At 62.6% G+C, this 25,553-nt stretch carries 14 protein-coding genes and 1 pseudogene; 6 read left to right on the forward strand and 9 right to left on the reverse strand.

The genetic code is table 11. The annotated features are described in order from the left end of the window. Positions 1-6 precede the first annotated feature (6 nt). From OHD58_RS13595 to OHD58_RS13605, 3 genes are read left to right on the forward strand one after another with little or no spacing between them, the layout of a single operon-like run. Positions 7-2,457 carry a GcvT family protein gene (locus OHD58_RS13595; RefSeq protein WP_263803900.1) on the forward strand — a complete coding sequence of 817 codons (2,451 nt, stop codon included), beginning with the start codon at positions 7-9 and terminating at the stop codon, positions 2,455-2,457. Position 2,458: 1 nt separating this feature from the next. After that, positions 2,459-3,652 (forward strand): pyridoxal phosphate-dependent aminotransferase, encoded by a 1,194-nt coding sequence (locus OHD58_RS13600; RefSeq protein WP_263803901.1) that lies wholly within the window; start codon positions 2,459-2,461, stop codon positions 3,650-3,652. After that, positions 3,649-6,093: a GcvT family protein gene (locus OHD58_RS13605; protein WP_263803902.1), complete on the forward strand. Its 2,445-nt coding sequence runs from the start codon at positions 3,649-3,651 to the stop codon at positions 6,091-6,093. Before OHD58_RS13600 ends, OHD58_RS13605 begins: the two co-directional genes overlap by 4 nt. Positions 6,094-6,232: 139 nt before the next feature. On the opposite strand, the gene OHD58_RS13610 is transcribed toward OHD58_RS13605, so the two are convergent. The 7 genes and pseudogenes from OHD58_RS13610 to OHD58_RS13640 form a co-directional block, all read right to left on the reverse strand. Then, the gene (locus OHD58_RS13610; RefSeq protein ID WP_263803903.1) at positions 6,233-6,817 is read right to left on the reverse strand and encodes an NAD(P)H-dependent oxidoreductase; all 585 of its coding nucleotides are present in this window, start codon (positions 6,815-6,817) and stop codon (positions 6,233-6,235) included. Further along, positions 6,817-7,398 (reverse strand): NAD(P)H-dependent oxidoreductase, encoded by a 582-nt coding sequence (locus tag OHD58_RS13615; RefSeq protein ID WP_263803904.1) that lies wholly within the window; start codon positions 7,396-7,398, stop codon positions 6,817-6,819. Before OHD58_RS13615 ends, OHD58_RS13610 begins: the two co-directional genes overlap by 1 nt. Positions 7,399-7,409: 11 nt before the next feature. Next, positions 7,410-8,813, reverse strand: coding sequence for an FAD-binding oxidoreductase (locus OHD58_RS13620; RefSeq protein WP_263804224.1), 1,404 nt, complete (start codon positions 8,811-8,813; stop codon positions 7,410-7,412). After that, positions 8,813-10,111, reverse strand: coding sequence for a cytosine deaminase (locus OHD58_RS13625; protein ID WP_263803905.1), 1,299 nt, complete (start codon positions 10,109-10,111; stop codon positions 8,813-8,815). The genes OHD58_RS13620 and OHD58_RS13625 overlap by 1 nt, the downstream gene beginning before the upstream one ends. A gap of 34 nt (positions 10,112-10,145) precedes the next feature. Then, complete coding sequence (locus OHD58_RS13630; protein WP_263803906.1) at positions 10,146-10,997, reverse strand: ABC transporter permease; 852 nt, start codon at positions 10,995-10,997, stop codon at positions 10,146-10,148. Then, a pseudogene (locus OHD58_RS13635) lies at positions 10,987-11,770 on the reverse strand (ABC transporter ATP-binding protein); the annotation flags it as partial. The pseudogene OHD58_RS13635 and the gene OHD58_RS13630, both read right to left, overlap by 11 nt. A 54-nt stretch (positions 11,771-11,824) precedes the next feature. After that, complete coding sequence (locus OHD58_RS13640; protein WP_263804225.1) at positions 11,825-12,829, reverse strand: ABC transporter substrate-binding protein; 1,005 nt, start codon at positions 12,827-12,829, stop codon at positions 11,825-11,827. Between the two features lie 253 nt (positions 12,830-13,082). On the opposite strand from OHD58_RS13640, the gene OHD58_RS13645 reads away from it, so the two are divergent. Both OHD58_RS13645 and OHD58_RS13650 read left to right on the forward strand, forming a co-directional pair. Then, positions 13,083-13,466: a RidA family protein gene (locus tag OHD58_RS13645; RefSeq protein WP_263803907.1), complete on the forward strand. Its 384-nt coding sequence runs from the start codon at positions 13,083-13,085 to the stop codon at positions 13,464-13,466. Positions 13,467-13,584: 118 nt separating this feature from the next. After that, the gene (locus tag OHD58_RS13650) at positions 13,585-14,388 is read left to right on the forward strand and encodes a creatininase family protein (RefSeq protein ID WP_263803908.1); all 804 of its coding nucleotides are present in this window, start codon (positions 13,585-13,587) and stop codon (positions 14,386-14,388) included. Positions 14,389-14,391: 3 nt separating this feature from the next. On the opposite strand, the gene OHD58_RS13655 is transcribed toward OHD58_RS13650, so the two are convergent. Together OHD58_RS13655 and OHD58_RS13660 are read right to left on the reverse strand one after the other, a co-directional pair. Beyond that, on the reverse strand, positions 14,392-15,609 hold the full coding sequence (locus OHD58_RS13655; RefSeq protein ID WP_263803909.1) for a winged helix-turn-helix domain-containing protein: 1,218 nt from the start codon (positions 15,607-15,609) through the stop codon (positions 14,392-14,394). A 166-nt stretch (positions 15,610-15,775) separates the two neighbouring features. Further along, positions 15,776-16,678: a UTP--glucose-1-phosphate uridylyltransferase gene (locus OHD58_RS13660; protein ID WP_263803910.1), complete on the reverse strand. Its 903-nt coding sequence runs from the start codon at positions 16,676-16,678 to the stop codon at positions 15,776-15,778. Positions 16,679-16,916: 238 nt separating this feature from the next. Between OHD58_RS13660 and OHD58_RS13665 the strand changes: the two genes are divergently transcribed. Continuing rightward, entirely contained in the window at positions 16,917-25,514 is an 8,598-nt protein-coding gene (locus OHD58_RS13665) for a GH36-type glycosyl hydrolase domain-containing protein (RefSeq protein ID WP_263803911.1), read from the forward strand. Positions 25,515-25,553 lie beyond the last annotated feature (39 nt).

Raw genomic sequence — 25,553 nt, forward strand, 5'->3', positions numbered from 1 at the left:
ACGCATATGGCTGAATTCCCCTCCTCCGCGCGGGTGGTCATCATCGGTGGCGGCGCCGTCGGCGTTTCCTCGCTCTACCATCTGGCGAAAGCCGGCTGGACCGACTGCGTGCTGCTGGAAAAGAACGAACTGACCTCCGGTTCCACCTGGCATGCCGCCGGCAACGTGCCGACCTTTTCGTCGTCGTGGTCGCTGATGAACATGCAGCGCTATTCGACCGAGCTCTACCGGGGCCTCGCGAAAGAGGTCGACTACCCCATGAACTATCACGTCACCGGGTCGCTGCGGCTGGCGCACAGCAAGGAGCGCATGCAGGAGTTCCAGCGCGCCAGGGGCATGGGCCGCTACCAGGGCATGGATATCGACGTGATCGGTCTCGACGAAATCAAGGCGCGCTATCCGTTCATCGAGACACACGACCTGAAGGGCGCGCTCTATGATCCGAGCGACGGCGACATCGACCCGGCGCAACTGACTCAGGCGCTCGCCAAGGGCGCTCGCGACATGGGCCAGAAGATCGTACGTTTCTGTCCCGTCACCGGGGTCAGGCGCGAAAACGGCGACTGGATCGTCGAGACGCCGCAAGGCGAGATCCGCTGCGAATATGTCGTCAATGCCGCCGGTTACCGGGCCAAGGAGGTCGGCAAACTGTTCGGCCGCGACATTCCGATGATGGTGATGAGCCATCAGTACATCCTGTTCGACGAAATTCCCGAACTGGCCGCCTGGTCGAGGGAGCACGGTGGAAAACTGCCGCTCCTGCGTGACGTCGACACGTCTTATTACCTGCGCCAGGAAAAGAACGGAATGAATCTCGGCCCGTACGAGCGGAACTGCCGCGCGCACTGGGCAACCCACAATGACCCGATGCCGGAAGACTTCTCGTTCCAGCTCTTCCCCGACGATCTCGACCGGTTGGAATGGTATCTGAACGACGCCACCGCACGTGTGCCGATCCTTGGCACCGCCGGCCTTTCCAAGGTGATCAACGGCCCGATCCCCTATACGCCCGACGGCAACCCTCTGATCGGCCCGATGCCGGGTGTGCCCAATGCTTTCGAGGCCTGCGTCTTCACTTTCGGCATCGCACAGGCCGGCGGCGCGGGAAAAGTGCTGGCCGAGTGGGTGACGGAAGGCCAGACCGAATGGGACATATGGTCGTGCGATCCGCGCCGCTTCACCGCATTCGCAGCGGATCACGATTACGCCGTCGCCAAGGGCATGGAAATCTACGGGCACGAATATGCCATCCAGTTTCCGCGTCATGCCTGGCCGGCTGGCCGCGACCAGAAACTCTCGCCGTTGCATGAACGCATGAAGGCACTCGGCGCGCAGTTCAATGCCTACAATGGCTGGGAGCGCGCCACCTGGTTCGCGAAGCCGGGCGACGACACCTCGGAGGAATCCACCCAGACTTTTGCTCGCTCCGGCCCTTGGGAAAAAAGAATCCGCGAGGAATGTCTCGCCGTCCGCGACGCCGCCGGCATCCTGGACCTGCCCGGCTTCTCGCGCTTCCGCCTGCAGGGCGGCGGCGCCCGCGACTGGCTGGCCACGATGATCACCGGCATGGTGCCCAAGCCAGGCCGCATCGGCCTTGCTTATTTCGCCGACGACAAGGGCCGCATCGTCACCGAAATGTCGATCATGGCACTCGACGAGAACCTGTTCTTCCTGATCACGGCTTCAGTGGCGGAACTGCATGACTTCGAGTGGCTGAAGAACCGTTTACCGCAAGACACGAAAATGACTCTGGAAAACGCCACCGAGCGTTTCAGCTGCCAGATCCTCTCCGGGCCGAATGCGCGCAAAATCCTGGCCGAGATCACAGATGCCGATCTTGCACTGCCATGGCTGTCGCATCAGTCCTGCCAGATTGCCGGCCGCTGGCTGCAACTGGTCCGCGTTTCCTTCGCCGGCGAACTCGGCTGGGAAATCCACACCAAGGTGGAGGACACGGCGGCAGTCTTCGACGCTGTCTGGGCCGCCGGCCAGAAGTATGGCCTGAAACCGTTCGGCATGTTCGCACTGGATTCGCTGCGGCTCGAAAAGGGCTACCGTGCCTGGAAAGGCGACCTCTCGACCGACTACACCATCCTGCAAGGCGGGCTGGAGCGCTTCGTCAAATGGGACAAGCCGGAGTTCCGCGGCAAGGCTGCATTGCTCAACGAAAAGCAGCAGGGCGTGAAGAAGCGCTTCGTCACTCTGGTGGTCGAAGCCGGTGAAAACGACGCGTCCTATATGTCGCCGCTCTGGCACGACGGGAAAATCGTCGGCGAGACGACGTCGGGAGGCTTCGGCTACCGGGTAGACAAATCGATCGCGCTCGGCATGATCCGCGCCGACCTCGCAGTGCCCGGCACCAGGATCGAGGTCGAGATTTTCGGCGAGAACTTTCCGGCGGTGGTGCAGGAAGACAAGCCATTGTGGGATTCACAGAACGAAAGACTGAGGAGCTAGCATGCCCCGTCCATCTTCGCGCATTACCGGCATTACCCCTTCCGGCAAGGATGGCTGGGAAGTGCATTTCGCCGCCATGAACCGCCATCAGGCCGGCGAGAACATCATCATGCTTTCGGTCGGCGACCATGATTTCGACACGCCGTCCGAAACCGTCGAAGCCTGCGTCACCGCGGTGCGCGGCGGCTTCCACCACTACACCCAGCTTCCGGGCATTCCGCGCTTGCGCGAGGCGATGGCGAAGATCTCGACACGCGCCACCGGCGTGCCGACCTCCGCCAACGAGGTCATCGCCACCCCGGGCGGTCAGGCGGCACTCTACGCGGCCGTGCAGGGCGTGCTCGATCCCGGTGGCCACGCGATCGTTGTGGCCCCTTATTATGCTACTTACCCCGGCACATTCCGGGCCGCCGGCGCCGGATTCACCGTGGTGGAGACGGTGGCTGAGGATGGCTTCCAGCCGCGTGCAGAGGCGATCCGCAAGGCGCTGCAGCCCAACACGCGCGCCATCCTGATCAACACGCCGAACAACCCGACCGGCGCGGTCTATTCGCGCAAGTCGCTCGAAGGTATCGCCGACATCTGTCGCAAGCAGGATCTCTGGCTGCTCTCCGACGAAGTCTACTGGACACTCGGCGGCGGCGAACATGTTTCGCCGCGCGCCCTGCCCGGCATGGCGGAGCGCACGCTGGTCATCAACTCGATGTCCAAGAGCCATGGCATGACCGGTTGGCGCATCGGCTGGCTGACCGGGCCGGAGGAAATCATCACGCTGCTGATCAGCCTGAACCTGGTGACAACCTACGGCCTCACGGATTTCGTTTCGCGGGCGGCGGTCGAGGCGCTCGAACAGGGCTATGGCGTCAAGGAGATCGCCGAGCGCTACGCCGCACGCCGGAATGTATGGCTGGAAGAAATGCGCGGCCTCAACAATGTGGTGGTGCGCGGCTCGGAAGGCGGCATGTACGTGATGCTCGACATCCGTGCCGTCGAACCGGACTGCGAAAAATTTGCCTGGGCCTTCCTCGATGCGGAAAAGGTCGCGGTCATGCCGGGTGCAAGCTTCGGCGACGCGGCGGCAGGCCATATCCGCATCAGCCTCTGCCAGCCAGAGAAAGTCTTGAAGGAGGCCGCAAGCCGCCTGAAGCGCTTCGTCGGCGACTATGGAACTGTCACTGAAAGCAAGTCCGCATGAGCCAGCTGCCGTCCAAGGCACGCGCCGTCATCATCGGCGGCGGTGTTTCAGGCTGCTCGGTCGCCTATCATCTGGCCAAGCTCGGCTGGACCGACGTCGTGCTTCTGGAGCGCAAGCAGCTTACCTCGGGCACGACATGGCATGCGGCGGGCCTGATCGGCCAATTGCGCGCCTCGCAGAACATGACGCGGCTCGCCAAATATTCGGCCGACCTCTACGTCAAGCTCGAGGAAGAAACCGGCGTCGCCACCGGCATGCGTCAAGTCGGTTCGATCACCGTCGCGTTGACCGAGGAGCGCAAGCACGAAATTTACCGCCAGGCCTCGCTCGCACGCGCTTTCGATATCGATGTGCGCGAAATTTCTCCCAGTGAAGTCAAGGAGATGTACCCGCATCTCAATGTGTCCGACGTGGTCGGCGCGGTGCACCTGCCGCTCGACGGACAGTGCGACCCGGCGAACATAGCCATGGCGCTAGCCAAAGGCGCCCGGCAGCGCGGCGCAAGGATCGTCGAGAACGTGAAGGTAACGAAGGTCCACACGAAAAACGGACGCGTCGCTGGCGTTTCCTGGGCGAAAGGCGGCGAAGAAGGCACCATAGAGACAGACATCGTCATCAACTGCGCCGGCATGTGGGCGCGCGAACTCGCCGGACAGAGCGGCGTCACCGTTCCCCTGCACGCCTGCGAGCATTTTTATCTCGTCACCGAGGCGATCCCCGGCCTCTCCCGCCTGCCCGTGCTGCGGGTGCCCGACGAGTGCGCCTACTACAAGGAGGATGCGGGCAAGATGATGCTCGGCGCCTTTGAGCCGGTGGCGAAACCATGGGGCATGGACGGCATTTCGGAGGATTTCTGTTTCGACCAATTGCCGGAAGACATGGATCATTTCGAGCCGATCCTCGAAATGGGCGTCAACCGCATGCCGATGCTCGCCACCGCCGGCATCCATACCTTCTTCAACGGCCCAGAAAGTTTCACGCCCGACGACCGCTATTATCTCGGCGAGACGCCGGAATTGCGCGGATATTGGATCGCTGCCGGCTACAATTCGATCGGCATCGTCTCATCCGGCGGCGCCGGCATGGCGCTGGCGCAATGGATCAACGACGGCGAAGCCCCGTTCGACCTGTGGGAAGTCGACATCCGGCGCGCCCAGCCGTTCCAGAAGAACCGGCGTTACCTGAAAGAGCGTGTCTCGGAGACGCTTGGCCTGCTCTACGCCGATCATTTCCCGTATCGCCAGGTGGTCACGTCGCGCGGCGTGAGACGCTCGCCGCTACATGAACATTTGAAGGCGCGCGGCGCGGTGTTCGGCGAAGTGGCGGGCTGGGAGCGCGCCAACTGGTTTGCCCGCGACGGCCAGGAGCGCGAGTACCGCTACTCCTGGAAGCGGCAGAACTGGTTCGATAATCAGCGCGAGGAACATCTGGCCGTACGCAACGGCGTCGGCCTGTTCGACATGACATCATTCGGCAAGATCCGCATCGAAGGCCGCGATGCGCTCGCCTTCGTACAGCGGCTCTGCGCCAACGATATGGACGTGGCGCCCGGCAAGATCGTCTACACGCAGATGCTCAACCAGCGCGGCGGCATCGAGAGCGACCTCACCGTTACCCGTCTGTCGCCAACGGCCTTCCTGGCCGTCGTACCCGGCGCTACCTTGCAGCGCGACCTTGCATGGCTGAGAAAACACCTTGCCGACGAGTTCGTCGTCATCACCGACGTGACGGCGGCCGAGAGTGTGCTTTGCCTGATGGGCCCTTACGCAAGAAACCTGATTCAGAAGGTGAGCCCGAACGATTTCTCGAATGAGAAAAATCCGTTCGGCACATGGCAGGAAATCGAGATCGGCATGGGTCTCGCACGCGCCCACCGCGTCACCTATGTCGGCGAGCTTGGCTGGGAACTTTATGTCTCGACGGACCAGACGGCGCATGTGTTCGAGGCGCTGGAAGAAGCCGGCCAGGAATTCGGCCTGAAGCTTTGCGGCCTGCACACGCTGGATTCCTGCCGTATCGAAAAGGCCTTCCGGCATTTCGGCCACGACATCACCGACGAGGATCACGTGCTGGAGGCTGGTCTGGGCTTCGCGGTGAAGACCGGCAAGAAGGATTTCCTTGGCCGCGATGCGGTGCTGCGCAAGAAGGAAGCCGGATTGAACCGCCGGCTCGTCCAGTTCAAGCTAACCGATCCGGAACCGCTGCTCTTTCATAACGAGGCGATCGTGCGGGACGGAAAGATCGTCGGCACCATCACGTCGGGCAATTACGGCCACCATCTCGGCGGCGCCATCGGCCTTGGCTATGTCTCCTGCAAGGACGAAACCGAAGCCGATGTGCTTGGCTCGTCCTACAAGATCGAGATCGCCGGCGAGCGGTTTGCCGCCGAGGCAACGCTGAAGCCGATGTACGATCCCAGGGCTGAACGGGTGCGGATGTAGCTCTCTTCTCCCCGTTTACGGGGAGAAGATGCCGGCAAGCAGATGAGGGGCAGTGCAAATCCGGGGAAGTCGGCTCCGCCCCCTCATCCGGCCCTTCGGGCCACCTTCTCCCCGCAAGCGGGGAGGAGGAAAAGGAAACTCAAAACCTTTCCAGCTTGCGCCTCACCTTGCCTAAGAACGCCGTACGCGTCTGCGGCGTCGAGGCATCCATAAGATAATGCGCCAGGAACAATGTCCTGCAGCGTTTGGCACACAGCGCACGGATGCCGCGCAGGATGGTTTTCCGTCCCGGATGCCCGACCAGATGCGACCACCAGAGCGGCGCGCCGCAGGTGGTCACCACCGCGATCTTCGAAATATGCGTCATCAAGGGGACGATCATGCCGTCGCCCTTCAACGTGAAGACGACGTCGGTCGCCCAGACGCGGTCGAGCCAACCCTTCAGCATCGCAGGCAGGCCGTACCACCATGTCGGATAAACGAAGACGATCATCTCGGCCCATTTGAGATACTCGATATGCGCCTGCAGCGCCGGGTCTGCGGGCGCCGCCTGATTGTAGATGCGGCGCTCGTCGGCCCACATCACCGGATCGAATTTTTCGGCGTAGAGATCGACCAGGCGCGCCTCGCAACCCTTGGCCGCGATCGCCTCCAACACGGTGTCGCGCACCGCCGCGCAAAAACTGTCCGGCAGCGGGTGGCAATAGACGACCAGCACGCGCATCAGAATGTTCCCATCGCGGCCGCAACTTTCGCCATGAATTTTTCGCGCGACCTTTCCGTCGAGAGATTCATGGAATAATGCGCGAGATAGGATACCGGCGCGAAGGGTTTGACCGTCGAACGAAGAAGCCGCGTGACCAGCTTGCGCGGCGGGTCGCCGACGAGCATAGCGCGGAAGCGGCTGCCGCCATAGGTCGCCACCGCCGCGACTTTGCGGATGTTATGGAGGTTGGGCTTCGCCTTGCCGTCGACCATCTTGAAGGAAACGCCGGGCAGGAAGACGCGATCGAAAAAGCCCTTCAGTACGGCTGGATAACCGTAGTTCCACACTGGAAACACCAGTACCAACGCCTCGGCCTTGCGCAGGCGCTCGACGTAGCCGCGAACATTTTCGATGTTGGCGGGAGCATCGTGATAGCCCAATCGCTCGGCGCGGCTCATGCGCGGATCGAAGTCTTCCGCATAGAGATCGCAGGCGTCGACGCTGTGGCCGCCGGCCGTTAGGCGTTCGACAACGATGCGATGGAGAGCCGCGCTGAAACTGGTTTCGACCGGATGCGCATGGAGGACGAGGATATTCACATGTTGCCCCGTCAGCCCACCTGCTGCAGGCCCTTGAACAAAAACGTCTTGCCGCTCCTGTAGTCGTAATCCGGATTTTCCCAGGCGATCATCTTGCCCGGATTGAGCAATCCTTGCGGATCCGCCTCGCGCTTGAAAGCGAGCTGGATGTCGTCGGTCTGCTTCATGCCGCCCTCCTCCAGCGTGTAGCGGTGCGGGTTGAAGATCGGGCAGCCGTTTTCCTCGAAAATCCGGATGATCTCGTCCAGCCGCTCCTCAGTGGTGAATTTGACCAGCGGCAGGCCGAAGCAGGTGATATTGCCGTCGAAGCGCACGAATTCGAGATGTGAAAACACCTCGCCGGGAAACATCCCGTCCATCTTCTCGACCAGCGCCAGCTGGTCGGGAAATGGATAGAGCGATTGCAGATAGGTGATCGACGGATCGACGCGCAGCGCACGCAGTGTCGTGTGGTTCCAGGCGAGTTCGTAGGCCGGCGGCAAGCCCTTCCTGTCGTCGTCGCTCGCCATCGCGGCATTGTAGACCACCGCACCGCCTTCACGGCGGGTGAAAGCCAGAAAGGCGTCGAGCGCATGCGGCGCTACCATGACCGCGACGATGCTCTGGCCTTCGCCGAAGAACTTCTGGTGCCGCTTGAAATAAAGCTGCGGCGCGGGTGCGGCGAGGGGGGTGACCAATTTGGTCAGAATGCCGTCCTGGCAGGCCAGCGCGTTGCCATAGCGCGCAGCCCCCATGAAACTCTCGAAACCGACGATGACGTCAACCCAGTCGTAGGCAGCCGTCAACGGCATCTCAACTTCGGTGATGATGCCGTTGGTGCCGTAGGCGTGCGTCACCTTGTGCAGGTCCTCGCCGGTCAACTCCAGCGCCCTGGGCTCCGCCTCCATGGTGACCACACGCAGCCGCAGCACATTGCCGAAATCGCGCAGGCCGCCGAAATTGATCGAGCCGACACCACCGGAACCGCCGGCGATGAAGCCGCCAACCGAGGCGGTGTTGTAGGTCGAGGGGTGGATGCGCAGTTCCTGGCCGGAATGCGCCCGCGTCGCCCGGTCTATATCGGCGAGGATCGCACCGGGGCCGGTGACGACCCGGCCAGGTGAAATCGCGGTCACCTGGTTCATCTCCGCCAAGGACAGCACGACGCCACCGGAAAGCGGCATCGCCTGCCCGTAGTTGCCGGTGCCGGTACCGCGCGGCGTCACCGGAACGCCATGACGGAAACATGCAGACAGTATGTGGATAACTTCCGCCTCGTTCTTCGGCGACACGACCAGATCGCCGGTGACGTGGTCGAGCTGGCGCTTCAGCACGGGGCTGTACCAGTAGAAGTCGCGGCTCTTCTGCTGGACGATCTTGTCGTTGTCCTCGATCCTGATGCCGTCGAGGTCGCGCTTCAGCGCCGCAATATCCATCATCCCACCATCAGATCGTCGAGTTCGGCATAGTCTGGCAGGTCGCGGGGCATCACCTTGCCATCGCGGACGACAATGCGATCCGATTCCGGCCGCGAAAGAAGTTCGGTCCAGTTGCGGCCCTTGAAGACAATGAAGTCGGCAGGGCCACCCGCGGCAAGTACCCCTGCCCCATCGAGCCGCATTACCGCGGCAGGCGTGGCGGCGATCGTCTTCGGCCAGTCGCCGACGGGGTGGTCGAAATGCAGGATGCGCGTCGCCATGCGGTAGACCTCCAGCATGTCGAGGTCGCCGTAAGCGTAGAACGGGTCGCGGGTGTTGTCGGAGGCGACGCAGACCGGAATACCCCGTGCTTTCATCTCATGCAGCAGCGTGACGCCGCGCCAGCGCGGCGTGGTGCCGTCCTGCCGTCGATCCTGCAGATAGAGATTGCACATCGGCAGCGAGACGACGGAAATTCCAGCGCGCGCCACCTTGTCCAGCGTATCGAGCACATCGAGGTCGGGCTGGCGCGCCAGCGAACAGCAATGGCCAACCAGGATTTTTCCCTCGAAGCCGTTCCACAATGCGGCTTCGGCGATCTTCTTCAGCGAGATCGCCGAGACATCGTCGGTCTCGTCGGCGTGGAAGTCGAGGTCGAGCCCATGTTCGATCGCCGCCGCGAAGACCCGGTCGAGAAGTTCCTCCAGATCAGGAACCATATAGGTGACGGCGCCGAGCACGCCGCCCGCGGCCGCCACCCTTTTGACCAGACCGGCGAGCCACTTCTTGTCGCGGGCCGCCTCGATGCCGAACAGGCAGGCACCTTGCAATTCGATCCGCCCGCGCCAGCGTTCGCGCATGTCGATAAAGACCGGCCAGGAGATTTCGTCCTGCGGTCGTTCGCTATCGATGTGGGTGCGCAGCGCCTTTGTGCCGTGCGCGTAGGCGCATCGCAGCGAGAAATCCATGCGCCGCGCCACGTCCTCGGCGCTCCAGTATGCTCTCCGGTCAGCGCCGTTCGCATTGAGCGCGCCCGTGAACGAGCCGTCCGGGTTCGGTGTGCGTGGCCAGATGTGCCCCTTGTCGATATGGGTGTGACAGTCGACGAAAGCCGGCAGCACGATGCGGCCGGCGAGGTCGATGGCGTCCTGCACCGGTTTCCTTCCGGCTGCTTCGATCAATGCAACCTTGCCGCCGTCCACCGCAATGTCGGTCAGCGCAAAACCGTCGCTGTCGAACGCCGCCTGAAGGCCGGGAGTCAGCGATTGATGCAGACGGGCGTTGGAAAGGGTGAAAGCGCCGGATGCGGGAATCATCGACGGCATTCCGGTGTTTTGGCACACTGCTCCATCACCCCTCCTGCTTCAGAGCGCTCTCGTGCCAGCGGCGCAGAGCGAGATGCGAGACGAGCGACAGCACCAGGAAAATGACGATGCCGGTCAGCGAGATGAGGATCAGCGCCGCGAAAAGCCGTGGCGCGTTGAGCCGGTAGCCGGCTTCGATGATGCGCGAGGCGAGCCCGGACGATTGCCCGGAAGCACCGGCGACGAACTCGGCCACCACCGCACCGATGAGCGACAGGCCGCCGGCGATCTTCAGGCCGCCGAGGAAATACGGCATCGCCGCCGGGAGCCTGAGGTGCCACAGTTCCTGCCAGCGGGTCGCGCCGTTCAGTCGGAACAGATCGCGCAGATTGCGATCGACCGAGTTCAGGCCGAGCGTCGTGTTGGAGAGGATCGGGAAGAACGCGACGATCCACGCGCACAGCAGGAGCTTGGCGGTCTGGTTGTCCACGTAGATGTTGATGAGCGGGAAGATCGCCACAATCGGCGTCACCTGCAGCACAACCGCGAAGGGGAAGAACGACATCTCCACCCATTTCGACTGGGTGAACAGTACCGCCAGCCCAACGCCGCCGATCACTGCAAGCGCAAGGCTGAGAAAGGTGATCCTCAAGGTCACCAGCAGCGACCCGAACAGCAGCCCGGCGTCTTTGTGAAGCGTCTGCAAAACGACGCCCGGCCGCGGCAGGATGTATTGCGGTATCTCGTTCCAGACGCAGATGCGGTCCCACAGCCAGATTGCCAGTACCATGATGGTCAGCGGCAGCAGCCAGCGTCCGATACGCTCCAGCCGTGCGTTGCGCAGCCGCCGCGCTTCTTCCGGATCGAGCGCCACGGCCCGGCTCTCGGTGATCGTCATGCCGCGGCTCCATGTGTCGAATTGATCGCAAGGACCAGCACATCCGATGCCTGCCGACAAAGCGCGGCATATCCTGGCGAGGTGCGGAAGGCCTCGTCGCGCGGATATGGCGCATCGATGGCGATTTCCTCATGCACCCTACCCGGACGCGCCGCCATCACGACGATGCGGTTCGACAGGAAAACGCTTTCGAAAACGCTGTGGGTGACGAAAACCACGGTGAAGCGCTCGTCCTGCCAGAGTTCGAGCAGGTCGTTGTTGAGCTTGAACCGGGTGATTTCGTCCAGTGCCGCGAAAGGCTCATCCATCAAAAGCACACGCGGCTTGGTGACCAGACCGCGTGCGATCGAAACCCGCATCTTCATGCCGCCGGAAAGTTCGCGCGGCACGGCGTTCTCGAAACCTGAGAGGTGCACGCGCTCAAGCAGTTCATGCACCGCCGGCGCCGCCTTGGCGCGCGATACGCCGCGCAGGCGAAGCGGCAGCCAGACATTGTCGAAGACGCTGGCCCATGGCAGCAGCGTCGGTTCCTGGAAAACGAACCCGACGCAGTCGTCTCCCATTTCCTTGCGCCAGTCCAGCCTGCCGCGGGTTGGTACCGACAGGCCCGCGATGAGGCGGAGCGCCGTCGACTTGCCACAGCCTGAAGGGCCGAGGAGGCTGAGGAAATCGCCTTCCCCGATGGTCAGGTTCACATCATCGAGCGCGGTGACGCCATTCGAAAACGTCTTGCCAACGCCGTCCATCACCAGAAGCGGGGCGCCTTCATTCATCGGGACGCCTCGTTCTGCACTTCGGTACGCTGGAGCATGCTGAAACGGTCGGGTTCACTTCTTCAGGTCGACCCCGACGCCTTTGTTCACGAAATCCAGCGTGTAGGCCTTTTTGATATCAAGACCTTCCGGCACGACCTTCGCCTTGACCATGGTTTCGTAGAACTTGGCGATGTGTTCGTCGGTCATCGCGCCGATGCCGAGTTTTTCGGCATCGCCGGAATCGACGATGCCAAATTCCTTCATCTGCTTGATCGAGAAGGCGATCTGCTCGTCGGTGATATCGGGGTTGTCCTTCTTGATCATCTCGTTGGCAGCCTTGTTGTCGCCGTAGAGATAATTGTACCAGCCCTTGGCCGAGCCATCGACGAAGCACTGGACGACCTGCGGCCGCTTGTCGATGGTCTCCTGCATAGCCTCGATCGTGGTCGCGTAGGTCTCGAAACCATAGTCGGCGAGCAGGAAGGTGTTCGGCTTGAAACCGCCTTCTTTTTCAACGGCATATGGCTCGGAAGTCACGTAGCCCTGCTGGATCGATTTCGGATTGGCGATGAAGGGCGCGGCATTGAACGTATAGGGCGCGCGCTTGGCGGGATCGAAGCCGTAGTCGGTGATCATCCACTGGAAGAAGCTCTGGGCTCCCTCGTCGCCGAGAATGTACTGTTCGGCGTTCTTGAGGTCCTCCCATTTGTCGAGACCCTGGCCGGGATGCGACATCACCACCTGTGGTTCCTTCTGGAAGGATGCGGCGACGATCCTGAGCGGGATGTTCTGCTGCACCGCGTCGAACGCCTGAAGCAGGTTGCCGCCCATGTAGAAATCGACTTTGCCGGCAAGCAGCAGCGGGCGGCCGCTCACCTGAGGGCCTCCCGGCGCGATCGTCACGTCGAGGCCGCAGGCCGCATAGGTGCCGTCGGCCACGGCCTGGTAGTAGCCGCCATGTTCGGCCTGGGCGAGCCAGTTGGTCATGAAAGTGACCTTTTCCGCCGCGAACGTCACCGACACCGACACGGCAAGCATTGCAGCCGCAATCCCGGACACCCTGAATTTCTTCGTCATCGACACCACCCCCTTCTGCCCGGCGCTCAAGGCTGCGGGCATTTTCGACACCGGAATCTCACCACGCAAGACATGTGCCACAACGCAGGGCAGAAATCCTACGCCTTGCCCTCGCGTCGCGGTTCCATTCATGCTGCTTCCTTCGTCATGGTGCCCATTTTCCGGGCTGCTGTCCATCGCGGCGAGGCTTGAAAGCAACGCTTGAAGCACGGGAGGTTCCGGCTTTAGGCTGGCCGCTTACCCGGAGATTGAGATGTTCGGATTTCTCGCCCCAAAAACGATCAAGCCGCCTTTCGCCCGCTACAGCCACGGCGTCGAGGTACCGCCAGGAAAACGCCTGGTCTTCTGTTCCGGACAACTGGGAATCGGACCGGACGACAGCGTCCCGGACGATGCGGGCGCGCAGGCCGAACTCTGCTTTTCCAACATCGGCGCGATCCTCGGTGAAGCCGGCATGGATTTGAAGAACATCGTGCGCATCAACGCCTATGTCACCGACCGCGCCTATCTGCGCGCCTATATGGATGTGCGTGATCGGCTGTTTTCCGACCCCGCGCCGGCGTCGACGCTAATGATCGTTTCCGGCTTCGCCCGACCGGAATTCAAGGTCGAGATCGAAGTGATCGCCGCAGGGTAGCTCCAGGGACAGTTTACTTTTTTCCGCCCGCGCGCCATCTAAACCGCACCGCCTTCTGCGGAAAGGAAGAAAACTGCCCCCGGCATCTGGCCGGGCAGACGCGAACGAGGCCCGTATATTGTCCAGCGATAACAGACGCGTGTGGTGGGGCGACTACCGGACCACCGAATATCAATCGATCGATCCCGAGGCGACGATCGCCGTCATCCCCGTCGCCGCGATCGAACAACACGGTCCGCATCTGCCGGTGTCGACGGACACCACCATCATGCAAGGCATGCTGGACATGGTGATCCAGCATCTGCCCGACGAACTCGACGTGCGGTTCCTGCCGGTCCAGGCGGTAGGCAAGTCGAACGAGCACCTTCACGCGCCCGGCACGCTGACCTTGCCGGCGGCAACGCTGATCGACGCCTGGACCGAACTCGGTGCCTCGGTGGCGCGAGCCGGCGTCAGGAAAATCGTCTTCGTCAATTCGCATGGCGGCAACGAGGAGATCATGGGCATCGTCTCGCGCGAATTGCGCGTGCGGTTCGGCATGATGTCGGTAAAGACGAGCTGGCAGCGCTTCGGCCGTCCAGAAGGCATGTACACCGAACTGGAGGATCGTCAGGGGATCCACGGCGGCAACGTCGAGACATCGCTGATGCTGCATTTCCGCCCGGATCTGGTCGACATGGGAAAGGCGGAGAACTTTGTCTCCAATGTCGCCCGCGCCGAGCAGGAATTCGACCTTTTGCGGCAGACCGGCATCCACGCATTCGCCTGGATCGCCACCGACCTCAATCCGCACGGCGTGGTCGGAGACGCCAGCATAGCAACCGCCGAAAAAGGCCGGCTGACCGCCGAGTTCCAGGCCGAAGGGTTCATCCGGTTGCTGCGCGACGTGCGCAAGGCACGGCTTGCCGACTGGCTGCCCTGAAATTCAGGCGGCGATGCTTGCGCTGCCCGCCACATCCAGCAGCGCCGGCGCCAGATTGCCTGAATTCGTTATTTCGATGCCGTCGAGCTCCAGCCAGGCGGCCATGCTCCTGAGTTCGCCCAGCAGCGCCTCGGCCGTATGGTCGGGCGCATGCTTTTCCGCATAAGTCGCGTGAACCAGAAGCTTGCCTGCTGCCCGGTCCGCCTTGAGCGACACCCGACCGACCAGCCTTTCGCCGAGGAGGAACGGCAGAACATAATACCCGAACACCCGCTTCTCGGCCGGCGTGTAGATCTCGATGCGGTAGTGGAAATCGAACAACCGTTCGGCGCGCGAACGCTCCCACACCAGCGGGTCGAACGGCGCGAGAAGCGCGCGCGCATCGACCTTTCGCGGCCGCCGTGCGTTTGGATCGAGATACGCCTTGTTCGTCCAGCCTTCGACCTTTACCGGCAACAGGTCGCCGGCTTCGACCAGTTCGGCAATGCGCGGGTCGGCGTCGCCCGGCGACATGCGGAAATAGTCGCGCAGGTCGCTCGCGGTCGCCACACCGAGCGCCCGCGAGGCAATGCGCAGCAATTCTCGGTGCGCATCCTTCGGTTCCGGCGTCGGCATGGCCAGAACCGCCTTCGGCAGCACCCGCTCCGGCAGATCGTAGAGCCTTTCGAAGCTCGGCCGGCGCTCGGCGGTGGTGATGCGCCCTGCCCAGAACAAGAATTCGAGCGCGTGCTTGGTATCGCTCCAGCCCCACCAGCCGCCGGAACCACGCTCGCCGTCGAAATCCGACGCGGCAATGGGTCCACGTTTTTCGACCTCGGAAAACACCGCTTCGATGAAATCGGCACGTTCGCGGCCGAATCGCGCGAGCGCACCATAGGTGCCCTTGCCTCTTTCAGCCCGCTCCATCCGCCAGCGCATCAATGGATAGCTTTCGACGGGCAGCAGCGAAGCCTCGTGCGCCCAGTATTCGAACAAAAGCCGTTTGCGGCCGACCGACGCTCCGTCGAGCAGCGACTGCGGGTAAGGCCCAAGGCGGGAGAACAGCGGCATGTAGTGTGCGCGCACGATGACGCTGACGGAATCGATCTGGAAAAGCCCGAGCCGAGCCAGCACCTTCTTCAGGTGGCGGCGGTCGACGTTGCCGCCTGGCTTCGGCTCGCTGAAGCCTTGCGCCTTGAGCACGATACGGCGCGCCGTCTTGAGCGATATCTTTTCCGTCATTCCACGAATGCTCCCATCCGCGCGAACAGCGCGGAATCGCTACCCGGGCAGCATGCGGAAGGCTCAAATCGGCGCAACCGGAAAATGCTGCAACGGCAAAGGTTCCTGCCAAAACGAAAAAGCGCCGCACGAGGCGGCGCTTCTATGCATGTCCGGACCGCGCCTGTCAGGCAGCCTTCGAACCCATTCCGGGCCGGGCCAGCATGGAGAGCGCGTCGATCTGATGGCCGATCGCCTCGGCAATGTCGGCACGCTGCATGGCCATGTGCAAATTGGCGCCGACGAAGCCGGCTGGCGAACCGCAATCGAATGTCTGACCGGCAAATTCGAACGGACGAATCTCCTGCATTCCCATCAGCGACACCAGCGCGTCGGTGAGCTGGATTTCGCCGCCCGCCCCAGGCTCCTGGTTTTCGAGCAGGGCAAAGATTTCCGGCTGCAGGATATAACGGCCCGAGATGAAGAAATTCGTCGGCGCGGTGCCCGGCGCCGGCTTTTCGACCAAGCCGTTGACCAGCGGTCCGTTGCCGGTGGGCTTCAGCGATACGATGCCGAACTTGTGCGCGTCTTCCGGTCGGCACTTCTCGACGGCGATCACGTTGCCGCCGTTGCGGTCGTAGATGCCGGTCATCGACTTGAGGCACGGCTCGCCGGCGACCATCAGCATGTCGGGCAGGAGCACGGCAAACGGTTCGTCGCCGACAATATGGCGTGCCGACCAGATTGCGTGGCCGAGGCCGCGCGCCTCCTGCTGGCGGACGAACGAAACCGCGCCGACGCCTGGCGTGTCTTTGGCCAGCCTGTCCGCGACGGCATGCTTGCCGCCCTTGCGCAGTGAGACATCAAGCTCGAAAGCGTGGTCGAAATGATCCTCGATCGCGGATTTCATACGTCCGGTGACGATCACGACATGTTCGATACCCGACGCAAATGCTTCCGCGACGATGTAGTCGAGGATCGGCCGGTCGACGATGGTGAGGAGTTCTTTCGGGATGCTTTTGGTCGCCGGCAGCATGCGGGTTCCAAAACCGGCGGCAGGGATGACGGCTTTCCGAATTTTCCGGTGCATGGTTCTTCCTGAAATATTAATTGAGGTCACGGCAGGGCACGTTTGCCGCAGAATGCTCCAATAACTCGGCTATCTGCCTCTGGTTCCATCGCATCGCAATAATCTTTTTGTTGCGTTGCGAAATAGAAATTGCCTTTGCGGCAGGATATAGAATGCAACCAAGACGCCCTGAAATGCTTTAGGCGTGGGCTGCACCGGCAACGGCGCGGCTCGATTCATGTTGTATGGATTGGAATGAATGAATATCCGGACTGAGCCCACCCATTTGGAAAAAGGAATTCACCCGCTTCCAGCAGATGCCGAACTACCAATCCGCTCGACTTTTCTTCATGAAGACAAACTGAGGAAACTCGGCGAGAGTCTGGCCAGGGGCGAGCTGGAATTCTTCTATGGGCTCGAGACCTTCGACTTCCAGGAACGCAATCGCGAGAACGCCGCGAAAATACTCGAAGTTTATCGCCTGACCAATGACGCCCAGGCCCGCGGGGAAACCATCACCCCCGCGGCACAGTGGCTGCTCGACAATCACTATCTGGTGGAAGAGACCATCTATCAGATCCGCCGCGACCTGCCGCGCCGTTTCTATCGCGAGTTGCCGACCATAGACATCGGAGGACGCCAGATACCACGAGCTCTGGCGCTCGCGTGGATCTATGTCGCCCACGTCGACAGCACGGTCACCCCCGACATGTTCCAGTCGATCGTCGAGGGTTATCAGTCGGTCGATCCGCTGCGCATCGGCGAACTCTGGGCTCTGCCCTCGCTCCTGCGTTTCGTGCTGATCGAGAACTTGCGCCGGCTCGCCTTGCGGGTGAACCGGGCGCGCGAACTGAGGCTGACTGCCAACACGGTTGCCGATGCGGTGCTTGCAGCGGGAGACGGTGACGAGCGGCGCAACATCCTTGCCGGCTATGCGGAGCACGCGCGCGACACAACTTTTGCAACACAGCTCCTCTACAGGCTTCGCGACGGCTCCCAGAACGCGGGCAAGGCGCTGGTCTGGCTGGAAAGCGAGTTGGAAAAGTCAGGGTCCGACGCCGAGGAAATCATCATCGGAGAGCATCGCACGCTTTCCAGCGGCAATGTCACCACCGGCAACATCATCCGCGGACTCCGCAAGATCAACGACATCGAGTGGACCGACTGGTTCGAGGCGATCAGCCGGGTCGATGCACTGCTGCGCGAACGAACCGACTTTGCCGCGCTGGATTTCCCGTCGCGCGACCAATACCGCCAGGCGATCGAAGATCTGGCCAAGCGTTCCAAGCTCAGCGAATATTATGTTGCCGACCGCGCCTTGCAGCTTGCAAGCGCGGCAGCCGACGCTGCCGAGGCAGAGGCTTCGTCCGGCCAGGCCGATTCCGCCGCAGTCCCCGTCAAGCTGGCCGGCCCCGACGACATCGGCTTCTGGCTCGTCGGCGACCGGCGCGAAGAACTCGAGCAGGCCATCGGCTATCGGCCGAGCTTTGGCCGAAAAATCAACCGCTCGTTCCAGAAAAGCGGCTGGGCAGGCATCGCCATCCCTGTTGCGCTGCTGACCGCGCTGTTCCTGTGGGTGACCGGCGCGGCGCTGGCAGCGCTCGGGCTGTCCGGTGCCGCGGTGGCGCTGATGCTGGTTCTGTTCGCCCTGCCGGCGGCGGAGGCGACGCTCGGGCTCTTCAACACCGCCGTACTGCTTTTTCTGAAGCCAACGCGGCTCGTCGGCTATGAATACAAGGACGGCATTCCGGAAGAAGAGCGCACGTTGGTCGTCGTGCCGGCTCTCATCGGTTCCCGAGACGATATCGAGGAGAACATCCGCAATCTGGAGGTTCACTATCTGGCCAACAGCAAAGGTGATTTGCGCTTCGCGCTGCTGTCGGATTGGCCGGACAGTGATCTCGAGCAGAAGCCGTCGGATCTTCAGCTACTCGATTTCGCGCGCGAGGAGATCGCAAAACTGAACCAGCGCTACCCGCTCCAGGGTTCGCCCAGGTTCCACGTGCTGCATCGCCGCCGGCTCTACAACGAGGCGCAAGGCTGCTGGATGGGCTGGGAGCGCAAGCGCGGCAAACTGCACGAACTGAACCACCTGTTGCGCGGCGACCCGGACACGACCTTCCTGCCAAACACCGACCCGCTGCCTGAAGGCGTTGTCTATGTGATGACGCTCGATGCGGACACACGCACGACCCGTGACGCAATCACCCGCCTGGTCGGCAAGCTCGGCCACCCGCTCAACCGCCCGGTCTTCGATCCTCAGACGCGTCGCGTCATTGCCGGCTACAGCATCCTGCAGCCGCGCGTCACCGCCTCGCTGACGACCGGTGACGATGCTTCATTCTTCCAGCGGGTATTCTCTGCCAATCGCGGCCTCGATCCTTATGTGTTCGCGGTCTCGGACGTCTACCAGGACGTATTCGGCGACGGCACCTTCACCGGCAAGGGCCTTTACCACATCGATGCGATGGAGGCTTCGCTCGAAGACCGCATCGGCGAAAACACGGTGCTGAGCCACGATCTCCTGGAGGGGGCCCTTGCCCGTGCCGCCCTGGTCACCGATATCGAAGTGGTGGAGGATTATCCGACCCGCTATGCCGTGGACGCCTCCCGTCACCATCGCTGGGCGCGCGGCGACTGGCAGTTGCTGCCTTTTATCTTCAGCCCCTCCTCAGGCGTTCCGGCCCTCTCGCGCTGGAAGATGATAGACAATCTTCGCCGCTCGCTCACCCCGATCGCCTGGGTTCTGGCATCGATCGCCGGCTGGACGCTGCTGCCCTTCAGCGCGGCGGTCCAGTGGCAGGCGCTGCTGATCCTCAGCATCTTCGTGGCGCTGACGTTTGACGTCGTCGACTCTCTCCTGCCGGACAGCCGCGACACCACGCTGCGCGGCCACATCAACGCGCTTGCCCGCGACTTTGCCTTCGGCACCGCGCAGGTGGCACTCAAGATCGTGTTGATCGCCGACACGGCGTGGATGATGGGCGACGCCATAGTCCGCACCCTCTATCGGCTATTCATCAGCCGGCGTTACCTGCTCGAATGGCGCACGGCCTCCCAGGCCGGACAAACGCGCGGCAACGACATCAAGGCGTATTATCGCATGATGTATGGCGCCGTGGTGATCGGCCTTGCTGGACCTTTGCTGCCGCTGCTGTTCGAATCCTCCGGCCTGTATCTCGCTTTGATCTTCTCGCTGTTCTGGATTCTTTCGCCGGCGTTTGCATGGCTGATCAGTCGCTCCGCCGAAACCGAGGACCGGCTCGAGATCGGCGACCAGGATCGCCTGCGGCTGCGCGCCATCGCCCGTCGCACCTGGCTTTATTTCGAAACCTTCGTCACAGCCGAACACAACCACCTGCCGCCGGACAACTTCCAGGAAAACCCGGCGCCGGTTGTCGCCGGTCGCACCTCGCCGACCAACATCGGTGTTTATTTCCTCTCGGTGGTCTCGGCGCGGGATTTTGGCTGGATAAGCCTGGCAAATGCCGTCGACCGGATCGAGGCGACCCTTTCCACCATCGAGGGCATGGAGCGCCATCGCGGCCATCTCTACAACTGGTATGACACGCGCACGCTCAAGCCCTTGTTCCCCCTCTACATCTCGAGCGTCGACAGCGGCAATCTCGCCGGTCACCTGATCGCACTCTCTGCGGCATGCCAGGAATGGGCGGAGGCGCCCGCCGTACATCTGCAGGGCGATTTCGATGGACTGCTCGACACCGTCACCATCCTCGAAGAGAGCCTGGAAGCCCTGCCCGACGACCGTCGCCAATTGCGGCCGCTTCGCAAGCGCCTGCGCGATCGTCTGGGCGGCATGCGCCGTGCCGTCGAAACCATCAAGAACGAGCCGGAAATGGCTTCGATCCGCACCATCAACCTTGCCGTGATCGCCGCCGAACTGCGCAAGCTCGCCGACACCATCCAGAACGAGACCGGCTCCGCGAAGAGCGAGGAACTGGCCGGCTGGGCTGCCAAGCTTGAAGCAACCTGCGAGGCGCATGTCCATGATGCGCACAGCGACCAGGGCAATCTCGCTGCCCTGCGCAAACGGCTGGAGCAGTTGCGCGACCGCGCCCGCAAATATGCCTTCGAAATGAACTTCTCGTTCCTGCTGCGCGAGGACCGCAAGCTTCTGTCCATCGGCTATCGGGTCAGCGAGCAGCAACTCGACGAAAGCTGCTATGATCTTCTGGCCTCCGAGGCGCGGCTGACCAGCCTGTTCGCCATCGCCAAGGGTGACATCCAAACCGAACACTGGTTCCGGCTTGGCCGCCCGATCGTCGAGATCGGTTTCCGCGGCGCGCTGATGTCGTGGTCGGGTTCGATGTTCGAATACCTGATGCCGCCGCTGGTGATGAAGGAACCGCAGGGCGGCCTCCTCAACCAGACCAATCACCTGATCATCAAGCGGCAGATCCAGTATGCCCGCTCGAAGCAGATCCCGTGGGGCATTTCAGAAGCCGCCTACAATGGCCGCGACCGCGAAATGACCTATCAATACACCAATTTCGGTGTTCCCGGGCTCGGCCTCAAACGCGGCCTGGCGCAGAATACGGTGATCGCGCCATACGCGAGCGTGCTCGCGGCGCAGTTCATGCCGCATGAGGCAGCCGAAAACCTTCGCCGGCTCCGGCTGATCGGCGCGATGGGCCGCTACGGCTATTACGATGCCGTGGATTTCACACCGCAACGGGTGCCCGAGGGTGACCGCCGCGCCGTCGTCTACAACTACATGGCCCACCATTCGGGAATGTCGATCGTTGCAATCGCCAACGCCATCTTCGAGGGCCGCATGCGTGACCGCTTCCACAGCGATCCGGTCATCGAGGCCGCCGAACTGCTGCTGCAGGAGAAAGCACCGCGCGACATCCCCATCGCGGTGAACAAGCCGGAGGCTGCCGAACGGGCCAAGGCGGAGGTGGTCGAAGTCAGCCCCGATACGCGCATCGTACTCAACCCGTTGCATTCGCTGCGCGCGACCAATCTGATGTCGAACGGCCACTATTCGGTGATGGTGACGGCAACCGGCTCCGGTTACAGCAAATGGGATGACCTCGCGGTCACCCGTTGGCAGCCAGACCCGACCGAGGACCGTCTCGGCACCTACCTCTTCATTACCGATGCCGAGACCGGCGAATGGTGGTCGGCGACGGCCGAACCGAAGCAGGCGCCCGAGGAAGCGCTCGAGACGCTTTTCTCGGACGACAAGGCGACCTTCATAAAATCTGTCGGCACCCTGCGTTCGGAGGTCGAATGCATCGTCATTTCAGAAGGCAATGGCGAAGGGCGCCGCATCGTCATCTCCAATGAGGGCAATACGGATCGCCAGATCGACGTCACCTCGTTTGCCGAGTTGGCGCTTGCGCCGGAAATTACCGACAGCGCACACCCGGCATTTTCGAAAATGTTCGTCGAAACGGAAATTTCGGCCGATAAAAGCACGATTTTTGCCAGCCGGCGCAAGCGCGACAAGAACGACCCGGACATCGCGTTCGGCCACTTCGTCAGCGGCGGCTCGGGCTTCGGACGCGACATCGAGGCCGAAACGGACCGGCGCGCCTTCATCGGCCGCGGCCGTTCGATTGCCAATGCCGCCGCTTTCGATCCGGGCGCCAAGCTTTCCGGAGCGCACGGCTTCGTGCTCGACCCGGTCGCCGCAATCCGCCGCAGGGTCAGGGTGCCGGCGCGCAAGAAAGTGTCGCTGACCTTCTGGAGCGTCGTCGGACCCAACCGCGATGAAGTCGAAGCAACGATCGCCCGCCTCGACCACACGGAGAGTTTTTCGCGCCAAGCGATGCTTTCCTGGACCGGTTCGCAGGTACAGACCCGGCATATCGGGTTGACGCTCACCCAGGCAGCCAATGTCCAGAAACTCGCCCGCTATCTCATCTATCCCGACCCGTCGGTCAGGATCGCCGCGCAGTCGATAGCGTCCGGCCTCGGCCGCCAGTCGGCGCTGTGGCCGATGGCGATTTCCGGCGATTATCCGATCTTCGTCCTGAGGATCGGCGATCAGGCCGATCTCGAGATCGTTGCGCAAAGCCTGCGTTTCCAGGAGTACATGCGCGCTCGCGGCCTCGTTGCCGACCTGGTGATCGTCAACGAGCAAGGCTCGTCCTATGTGCAGGACCTGCAGCAGGCGATCGAGTGGCATTGCGAAAACAGCCGCCTGCGCGGTCGTGAACTGGGACCACGCCAGCATATCTTCACGGTTCGCCGCGACCTGATGGACGAAAGCTCCTACCGGACGCTGCTGGCGGCGGCGCGCATCGCCTTCCATACGCGCAACGGCACCATCTTCGATCAACTGGAGCGCGCCGAGGCGACCGCGCTGGCCACCCGCGACGCGGCGTTGGCCGCGCTGGCCTCGGAACCCGCCGAAGAAGCTCGTCCCCGCCCCGCCGCGCCGCCAAAGCTGCGCGCCGTCGGCAAGGAGCAGGCGCCCTCCGAAGAGCTTTCCTTCTGGAACGGCTTCGGCGGCTTCGACCGAGGCGGCCGCGATTACGTCGTGCGGCTTGGCGATGAACGCTCGACGCCGCAACCCTGGGTGAACGTGATTTCGAACGCCTCGTTCGGTTTCCACACATCCGCGGAAGGCGCTTCCTTCACCTGGAGCCGCAACAGCCGCGATTTCCAGTTGACGCCGTGGTCGAACGACCCGGTCAGCAACCGGCCCGGCGAAGCCATCTATGTCCATGACCATGCGAGCGGAAAGACGTTCTCGCCATTCGCGGCCATCGCACGCGATACGTCGATCGTCTACGAAGCACGCCATGGCCAGGGGTTTTCCAGCTTCAGCGCCAGGCGCGGTCCGCTGTCCATGGAGGTGACGCAAATCGTCGATCCGACCGATCCGGTCAAGATCTCGCAGCTGACGCTTCGCAACTCCGGCTCGGTGCCGCTTCGCCTGCGGGTCTATGCCTATGCCGAGTGGGTGCTGGGCTCGAGCCGGTCGCGCTCGGCGCCTTACATCATTCCCACGCAGGATGCGGCGACAGGCGCCGTGCTTGCCCGCAACACCTACAGCCTCGACTTTGGCGACCGGGTGGCTTTCCTTGCCAGCGACGAGGCGGCTGACAGTGTCACCGCCGACCGCCACGAATTCATCGGCGCGCGCGGTTCGGTCGAACTGCCGGAAACGGTCGCGGCGGGCGCGGCACTGTCGAACCGCATCGAGGCCGGTGCCGATCCGTGCGCCGCGATGGCGCGCGACGTCGAAATCCCGCCGAATGGCGAAGTGAAGCTGTTGTGGCTGCTTGGCGATGCCAGTTCCCCGGAAGAGGCGAGCGCGCTGGTCACCCGCCATCGCTCGCAGAACTTCGACAAGCGCCTTGACGAAACAACCAGGACCTGGCGCGGCTTTCTCGACACGCTGCAGGTGGAGACCCCCGACAAGGCGTTCGACGCGATGGTCAACCACTGGCTGCCCTATCAGAGCCTCGCTTGCCGCATTCGCGCCCGCTCTGCCTTTTACCAGGCGAGTGGCGCGTTCGGCTTCCGCGACCAGTTGCAGGACACGCTGGCGCTACTGCTCCACGATCCCGAACTGGCCCACGCACAGATCCTCAACGCCGCCCGCCGGCAGTTCAGGGAGGGCGACGTCCAGCATTGGTGGCTGCCACGTACCGACGCGGGTGTCCGCACCCTTATATCCGACGACGTGGTCTGGCTCGGCTACGCGGTAGCGCATTATATCCGCGTTACCGGCAATGCCTCGATCCTCAAGGAGAGCGTGCCGTTCATCGAGGGTCCAAAACTGGCTCCCGGCGAGCACGACGCATTCTTCACGCCGGAAGTCTCCAAGCAGAAGGTGCCGCTCTACGAGCATTGCGCCCGGGCTCTCGACCTTGCCGTCGAGCGGACCGGTGCGGACGGGCTGCCGCTGATCCTTGGCGGCGACTGGAACGACGGCATGAACCGTGTCGGCGCGGAAGGCCGCGGCGAAAGCGTATGGCTCGGCTGGTTCCTATTGAAAACGCTGGAGGATTTCGCTCCGATCGCGGAAGACCAGAAAGACGGCAAGCGCGCGCAGGCCTGGCTGAAGCACGCGAAAACACTGAAGAAAGCGCTGGAAAGTGCCGGCTGGGATGGCGAATGGTACCGTCGCGGCACCTATGACGACGGCTCGCCGCTTGGCTCGCGCAATTCGGACGAATGCCAGATCGATTCCATCGCGCAGTCGTGGAGCGTGCTTTCGGGTCACGGCGATCCCGCCCGCTCGGAGACCGCGATGGATTCGGCCATGAAACGGCTCGTCGACGACGAGTTGAAGATCGTCAGGCTGTTCACACCGCCCTTCGCCAAGACGGAGAAGGAGCCCGGCTACATCAAGAGTTATCCTGCCGGAGTTCGCGAGAACGGCGGGCAGTACACGCATGCCGCCACCTGGTTCGTCATCGCGCTCGCCGACATGGGCCGTGTCGACGACGCCTGGCGCTGCTTCCAGATGCTGAACCCGGTCAACCACGCGCTCGACGCGGACGCGGCCGAACTTTACCGGGTCGAGCCCTATGTGGTCGCCGCCGACATCTACTCGGAAGGCAACAAGGGCGGGCGCGGCGGCTGGACATGGTACACGGGGTCGGCCGGCTGGCTGTACCGCGCGGCGATCGAAGGAATCCTTGGAATCCGCAAGGAAGGCGACCGCCTCCGCATCGAGCCAAGGCTGCCTTCCCATTGGGACGGCTTTGCTGCGACAGTAAATCTGGCCGGTGCGATCTACAAGATTCAGGTCAAAAGAGCATCCGGCACCAGAACAACGGCGCTGGAAGTCAACGGCCGCAAGATTAAAGGTTCCACTATAGAGCTTTCCGATAGCGGAGAACGCGATGTGCTTGTGACGATTCCGGCCTGATCAGCAGTCCGGAATCGAACTAGCCTGCGGTCGAAGGGC

Origin of the sequence: Mesorhizobium sp. ZC-5, assembly GCF_025753855.1 — a bacterium.
GTDB lineage: Bacteria > Pseudomonadota > Alphaproteobacteria > Rhizobiales > Rhizobiaceae > Neomesorhizobium.